The sequence below is a fragment of the Anaerovibrio sp. genome (assembly GCF_024697385.1).
Classification (GTDB): Bacteria; Bacillota; Negativicutes; order Selenomonadales; family Selenomonadaceae; genus Anaerovibrio.
Map to the genome: position 1 here is coordinate 1 of NZ_JAILFV010000148.1, position 6,683 is coordinate 6,683.

Genomic DNA, 6,683 nt, shown 5'->3' on the forward strand with positions numbered 1-6,683 from the left:
AGATGACAGGGTGCAGCCTGTTCCGTGGGTATTAGGGTTATCTATATGCTCCTGGCGGTACCAGTTGAATTCTTCGTTGTAATAGAGTAAGTCTGTAGCGGTTTCCTTCAAATGACCGCCTTTTACCAGAACGCCACCGTAAAGTTTACTGCCAATAATCTTTGCAGCTTCTTCCATATCCTCCAGATTCTTTATTTCCATATCAGCCAGTATCTGAGCTTCAGGAATATTCGGAGTAATAACGCTGGCTATAGGCAATAGAAGCTTACATAGATTTTCTTTGGCATCATCCTCCAGTAGCTTGTGACCACTGGTGGACACCATGACCGGGTCTACTACGATATTCATGGCTTCATATTGGCGAAGCTTTTCAGATATTATCTGTATGATTTTCGGACTGGAAACCATGCCTATCTTTACAGCATCAGGGCGTATATCCTGGAAAACGGCGTCCAGCTGCTGGCCGACAAATTCAGGTGGCGCATTGTGGATGGCCTGTACACCGGTGGTGTTCTGAGCCGTCAGGGCTGTTATTACACTGGAGGCGTACAGCTTGTGAACGGTAATGGTTTTTATATCAGCCTGTATTCCGGCGCCACCGCTGGAATCAGAGCCGGCAATAGTCAATACAGATTTCATTTTAATGGTAAACCCCTTTCTTTTCTGCATTTAAGCCTGATGCCAGATCAGACTTAAATTTAACTCTAATGCAAGATGTCATTGAGTAAATTCGTTTTTATGATACAACCTGCTTTTTAGTATAAGGCCCATGTTATTTTCTGGCAACATAATCTTTTTGCAGAGCGGATGAACATGCTGCCATATAAAACTTTGAGCATATCAGCAGGATTTAAAACATATTGCGACGAATAAGGTAGGCAGATGAGGATGCGGAGGTTTATGTGATGAAGGATGTATATGATACGGCCTTTACAACCTATGGACGAGTCCTGGAAATGGATGTGTCCGATTTTTTAAATCAGGTAACAAAGCTGCCGGTGGCACCTGAGGGGCAGGTGCTCTATGAAGCTGTTATCCCTGCGTTTGAGGGCTTAAGCCTGTTTAGGGACTTTTCAGATACAGTATATGGTGATATGCCCATCGAATTTGGTTGCTGTCATGGATATAACAGCAAGCTTAATGGATTGGAATACCACCGTGATTCTGAAATAAATATAGCCGGTACGGACATGATACTTATGGTTGGTCATAGGTGGGATATTGATTATTCAGATAATTCCTATGATACATCAAAGGTCGAGGCATTCCTGGTGCCGAGGGGAACAGTGGTGGAAATATATGCTACTACGCTGCATTATGCACCATGCGGGATAAAGGGAAATGAATTTCGCAGTGGAGTTATATTGCCAAGGGGGACCAATGAACCATTGCGCAACAGGCCTGTGGGAAAAGGTGAGGCCTCTATGCTGTATGCAGTCAACAAGTGGCTTTTAGTTCATGAGGAAAGCGGAGAGACAGGTTATGTAGGACAGCTCAAGGGAAGGAATTTGTCCGTGGCTGATTTTTACTGAGGGGGGAGATAGTTATGAAAAAGATTTTAGTACCGGTGGATGGCTCTGAGGAATCTGAAAAGGCCATTACTCAGGCTATACATTTATCAGGGCTGGAGAGCTCTGAGGTAATATTCTATTTTGTGGTCAATATACAGCAGGCGGCCATATCTGTTCATCTTTGTCAGGAAATTATAGATTCCCTGACCGAGGAAGGAAATCGAATTCTTGGCGAAATCAAGGAAAAGCTGCCGGAGGGTATGAAATGTGAAACGGTGCTGGATGTAGGTATTCCCTATGAGAAGATTGTGGATTATGCTACTGATAACGGAGTTGACCTGATTATCATGGGAAGCCGGGGGCTGAGCCTTGTGGAAGGTATATTGATGGGCAGCGTCAGCCGTAATGTGCTGGAGCAGGCACCGTGCTCGGTATTGATAGCCAAATGATAAAAAGGCAAATATTCATAACGACGAGGTTAAATATGCGCCTGTTCCCCATGTGAACAGGAAAGAAATCATAACATCCGGAAATATATTTTGCCTTGTAAAATACTGAGTGGAGTATTGTTTTTCTGCAGAAAAAATATGAATACAGGTTTAATAAAGCCTCTGACTTCGAGTTGGGTGATTTACTATTTTTCCATTTGAGAAAAGGCCCCTTTTGTTTGTGGTTAAACGGTAAATAGGACAGTAAAAGGCAAGTGGTACAGAAGGTCAGTCGAAGGAGGAGGCTTTTTTGTGCCTTGAAATGATTTTATTGTGAGCAACAGGGAGATAAAGCATGCTTGATGATATAAAGAAAAAAGTGTTGAGGGTAGCTGTGGAAGCTGAAAAAATGGGACTGTGCCGCCATAGGTCGGGCAACTTCAGCGTCAGGGATATGGACAGTGGTCTTATTTGTATTACCCCCACCGGACTTGACAGAAATGAAATGACCTATCATGATATTGTAGTGGTGAATTCCATGGGTGAGGTAGTGGAGGCTGAAACGGGACAACGCCCTACCAGTGAAACCATGATGCATTTGAAGATTTATGAGGTACGGCCTGAGGTAAATGCAGTGGTTCATACCCATTCAAAATTTGCCGTTACTTTTGCCATATTAAAGAAAAAAATACCTGCCATTGTATATGAAATCATGAATCTTGGCTGTCAACAGGGATATATTCCTGTGGCTGAATATGGCAGGCCGGGTACAATGGCCCTGGCTGAGTCAGTGGTAGAGCCTTTATCCATATCTGATGTTGCACTGCTGGAAAGTCATGGCGCAGTGGCAGTGGACAGGGATATAAAAGAAGCACTGCTGAAGGCAGCATATGTGGAGGAGCTGGCAGAAATATACTACAGGACCTTGACCCTTTTGGGGCCGGGAAAGGAACCGGCCTGTATACCAAATGAGGAATTGAAGAAATGGGCATATCCGGCTGAAATCAAGCTGTTGCCCAAGAAATAAAGTCAGGACAGGGATGATATTACTATGAATATTATGGATTATGATACTGTAGCTTTGGATGATGAAAAAAGTGCCCTGGTCATTATCGACCAGACAAAGCTGCCTTATAGCACAGAGCTTCTTGAGCTCACGGATTTAAAGGATATATGGGATGCCATATATATGCTTAAGGTACGGGGGGCACCAGCTATTGGTGTGGCTGCCGGGATCGGGATTTATCTTGAAGCAAAAAAGATTGCCAGGGACGAGAAAGAGTTTTCGGCCTTTCTGGGAAAGTTTCGTCAAGCCAAGGATTATCTGGATTCATCCAGACCAACTGCAGTAAATCTGTCCTGGGCGTTAAACAGAATGGAGCAGGTAGTGCTGTCCCACAGAAATCAAAGCATAGGTAAGATAGTGGACGCACTCCGGCGGGAAGCTCAGGAAATACGGAATGAGGATATATGGGTATGCCGGGCAATTGGAGAGTATGGTCTCACGCTAATTAAAGACGGTGATGGCCTTTTGACGCATTGCAATGCCGGCAAGTTGGCGGCCGTAAAATATGGTACGGCTACAGCACCTATGTATTTAGGCAAGGAAAAGGGCTATCATTTTAAGATATATGCCGATGAAACCCGACCACTTTTGCAGGGCGCCAGATTGACAGCCTTTGAGCTGCAGGAATCAGGCTTTGATGTTACACTGATTTGTGATAACATGGCTGGAATGGTGATGCGCAACGGCTGGATAAATGCAGTCTTTGTTGGATGTGACCGGGTGGCCGCCAATGGGGATGTGGCCAATAAAATTGGAACATCCATGGTAGCAGCTCTGGCAAAGCGCTATGATATACCTTTTTATGTATGTGCTCCAACAGCCACCATTGATATGGCTACACCGACAGGGAATGATATAAGGATTGAGGAAAGGAAACCTGAGGAAATAACTGAAATGTGGTATACACGGCGTATGGCTCCTGAAGGCGTCAGGGTTTTCAATCCTGCCTTTGATATCACTGATAATGAGCTGATAAGCGGTATTATCACTGAGTATGGCATAGCCAGGGCACCATATAGTGAAAGTCTTAAGGGAATCTTTCAGCGTAAAGTCTCCGGCATTAATCACCAATAATGGCTGAAGGCATTAATTTTGTTGACAAAGATACTGTATATCCCTTATAATAGTTATCGTCGTCACAGGCGACGATTCGTGGCCCGGTAGTTTAGTTGGTTAGAATGCCGCCCTGTCACGGCGGAGGTCAGGGGTTCAAGTCCCCTTCGGGTCGCCACTTTATTTTTTTGTAAAGTGGGTAGGTGTATCTGGAAAATGCGGAAATAGCTCAGTTGGTAGAGCATCACCTTGCCAAGGTGGGGGTCGCGAGTTCGAGTCTCGTTTTCCGCTCCATATGTGGTGCCATCGCCAAGTGGTAAGGCCAAGGTCTGCAAAACCTTTATTCCCCAGTTCGAATCTGGGTGGCACCTCCATTTTTTTACAGCGGATTCTGTTTTAATTTAATATCATAAAATGCGGAAATAGCTCAGTTGGTAGAGCATCACCTTGCCAAGGTGGGGGTCGCGAGTTCGAGTCTCGTTTTCCGCTCCATACATGGTGCCATCGCCAAGTGGTAAGGCCAAGGTCTGCAAAACCTTTATTCCCCAGTTCGAATCTGGGTGGCACCTCCATATGTAATTTATCCCGGATTTATATCCGGGACTTTTTTATTGTATAAATTATTTATATTTATTAAAAACAACTTTTGTATACCTATAGGTTAGTGCGAATGTCGCGCCTATTTATAGATTTATAAAGGCATCTTATTTATTTGATATTGAAATATAAAGAGATCATTAAAAATATTAAAGGAATCGTTAAAAATATTAAAGGAATCGTTAAAAATATTAAAGGAAAAACTTAAATCGTTGTAGAAGATAACCAGTGGAATTTTTATAGAATCTAAAATATTAATGGGAGCTTTATTATGGATCAAAAAAAATATAACCTTATTATGGCATCTTTATTGCATGACTTGGGGAAAATTGTAATAAGGGCCTGTCCAGGAAAAGGTACACATTCGAAAGCGGGAGCAGAATTTTTGGAACAATTCATTTCCGATAATCCTTTGTTTTTGCGTCCTGTTGAATATCATCATGCCCATGTCTTAAAACATTTAAATGCTGCATCTGATGACATATCGTATATAGTGTATGAGGCAGATAATATCGCTGCAAGTACAGATAGAAGAAAAAATGATGAGGACAATAGTACATCATTTAATCCTGAGACAGCACTGGAGAATGTTTTTAATGCTTTTTCCGGTAATGGTACAAATACGGTGTTTCCGCTAACTGCGTTACTCCAAAATGGTAAATTATATTACCCGGAGTTAAAGGGGACTATTAAGGCAACTTCTGCTGAATATACCAAATTGTTACAGGAGCTTGAGAGTAATTTCAAACGATGTGCTCCTGATTTGATGAATCCAAATGAAATGCTCCAAATCTTAGAGGCTATTGCCAGTTTCATACCATCCAGTACGGCAACTGATGAAGCGGCTGATATATCATTATATGATCATCAAAAATTGACAGCTGCGATTGCAGCGTGTTTGTATGATTATTTCAACGATAAAGGGATAGAGGATTATAAAACTTATTGTTTTACCGATAAAGTTCAACAGCTTCGTGCAGAAAATACATATTTGTTGGCATCTGGTGATTTATCGGGTATTCAAAAGTTTATTTATACTATACCTTCCGCAGGTGCACTAAAGAGTTTGCGAGGGCGCTCTTTTTATTTGGATATTCTTTTGGAAAATATCATTGATGAATTGCTTGAACACCTAAATCTTACTAGGGCGAATCTTCTTTATTCTGGTGGGGGAAATTTTTATGTTTTATTGCCAAACACCAATACTGTTAAAGAATTATTAAAGGACTTACAGGAGAAGATTAATAAATGGTTCCTAAAGCAATGGGGGAGTGGCCTATATCTCTCTTTAGGGTGGGCCGAATGCTCTGGTGATGATTTTCGGGTAAATGACACTAATCGCTTAGGCGTCGTATATAAATCGGTGCGTGATAAGATTAGTCAGGATAAGCATTGCCGTTATAGTATCCATGATTTGCAGGATTTATTTACTGCTGACAGTGAGATTAACAAAACTCAAGACCATAGTAAGGAGTGTAGTATATGTCATAATTCATCGTTAGCATTAGTGGATTATGGAGATGGAGCACAGGCATGTCCCCTTTGTAAATCATTGCGAGATTTAGGTGAATGTCTTTTGAAGGGAGATGTCTTGGCTGTCTTTGACGCTCCTGCTTGTGATAGGATTTCTGTAGAATTGCCAGGTATGGCTAAGAGTAGCTTTTTATCGGTATATAATTTGGATGAAGTAGAAGAGTGCTGCTTGAATGCAACTAGAATATACACCAAAAATATCATGTATACTGGAAGCTTAATGGCGACTAGACTTTGGATGGGGGATTATGTCACCAAAGATAAACATGGAAAAGTTATGGATTTCCGGGAATTAGTGGAAATGACAGGCGGGTCCTCTGAATCATCGGGTATAAAGCGACTTGGTATTTTGCGGGCTGATGTAGATAATCTTGGAGCGGCTTTTATGGCTGGATTACCATTAAGATATAACACTATTGGGCGTACAGCAGCATTGTCGAGACAATTATCTCTATTCTTTAAATGCTATATTAATGTTTTATGTGATGGCATGCT

The 6,683-nt window shown here is 42.0% G+C and carries 6 protein-coding genes and 5 tRNA genes; 10 read left to right on the forward strand and 1 reads right to left on the reverse strand.

The window, feature by feature from the left end; genetic code table 11:
* Nucleotides 1–669 (reverse strand): bifunctional hydroxymethylpyrimidine kinase/phosphomethylpyrimidine kinase (gene thiD / locus K6C05_RS08165; protein ID WP_296733499.1); only part of this gene is annotated, 669 nt, incomplete at its 3' end.
* Nucleotides 670–905: 236 nt separating this feature from the next.
* Between thiD and K6C05_RS08170 the strand changes: the two genes are divergently transcribed.
* From K6C05_RS08170 to cas10, 10 genes are all read left to right on the forward strand, one after another.
* Entirely contained in the window at nt 906–1,532 is a 627-nt protein-coding gene (locus K6C05_RS08170) for a DUF4867 family protein (protein WP_296733502.1), read from the forward strand.
* A 14-nt stretch (nt 1,533–1,546) separates the two neighbouring features.
* The gene (locus tag K6C05_RS08175) at nt 1,547–1,960 is read left to right on the forward strand and encodes a universal stress protein (RefSeq protein ID WP_296733504.1); all 414 of its coding nucleotides are present in this window, start codon (nt 1,547–1,549) and stop codon (nt 1,958–1,960) included.
* A gap of 334 nt (nt 1,961–2,294) precedes the next feature.
* A complete protein-coding gene (locus K6C05_RS08180; protein ID WP_296733506.1) occupies nt 2,295–2,966 on the forward strand; it encodes a class II aldolase/adducin family protein in 672 nt (223 codons plus the stop codon).
* Nucleotides 2,967–2,984: 18 nt separating this feature from the next.
* Nucleotides 2,985–4,079 (forward strand): S-methyl-5-thioribose-1-phosphate isomerase, encoded by a 1,095-nt coding sequence (gene mtnA, locus K6C05_RS08185; RefSeq protein ID WP_296733512.1) that lies wholly within the window; start codon nt 2,985–2,987, stop codon nt 4,077–4,079.
* An 80-nt stretch (nt 4,080–4,159) separates the two neighbouring features.
* Nucleotides 4,160–4,236 (forward strand) — tRNA-Asp (locus K6C05_RS08190).
* A 40-nt stretch (nt 4,237–4,276) separates the two neighbouring features.
* Nucleotides 4,277–4,352: transfer RNA gene (locus K6C05_RS08195), tRNA-Gly, on the forward strand.
* Nucleotides 4,353–4,357: 5 nt separating this feature from the next.
* Nucleotides 4,358–4,432: transfer RNA gene (locus K6C05_RS08200), tRNA-Cys, on the forward strand.
* Between the two features lie 42 nt (nt 4,433–4,474).
* A tRNA-Gly gene (locus K6C05_RS08205) sits at nt 4,475–4,550 on the forward strand.
* A gap of 5 nt (nt 4,551–4,555) precedes the next feature.
* Nucleotides 4,556–4,630, forward strand: a tRNA-Cys gene (locus K6C05_RS08210).
* 296 nt (nt 4,631–4,926) lie between these two features.
* A partial coding sequence (cas10, locus tag K6C05_RS08215) for a type III-A CRISPR-associated protein Cas10/Csm1 (protein ID WP_296733509.1) occupies nt 4,927–6,683 on the forward strand: 1,757 nt, incomplete at its 3' end.

What these genes read in the sequence shown, in the direction of transcription:
- K6C05_RS08180 (WP_296733506.1), top strand. Translation starts at nt 2,295, where the DNA reads ATGCTTGATGATATAAAGAAAAAAGTGTTGAGGGTAGCTGTGGAAGCT.
- K6C05_RS08170 (WP_296733502.1), top strand. Translation starts at nt 906, where the DNA reads ATGAAGGATGTATATGATACGGCCTTTACAACCTATGGACGAGTCCTG.
- K6C05_RS08175 (WP_296733504.1), top strand. Translation starts at nt 1,547, where the DNA reads ATGAAAAAGATTTTAGTACCGGTGGATGGCTCTGAGGAATCTGAAAAG.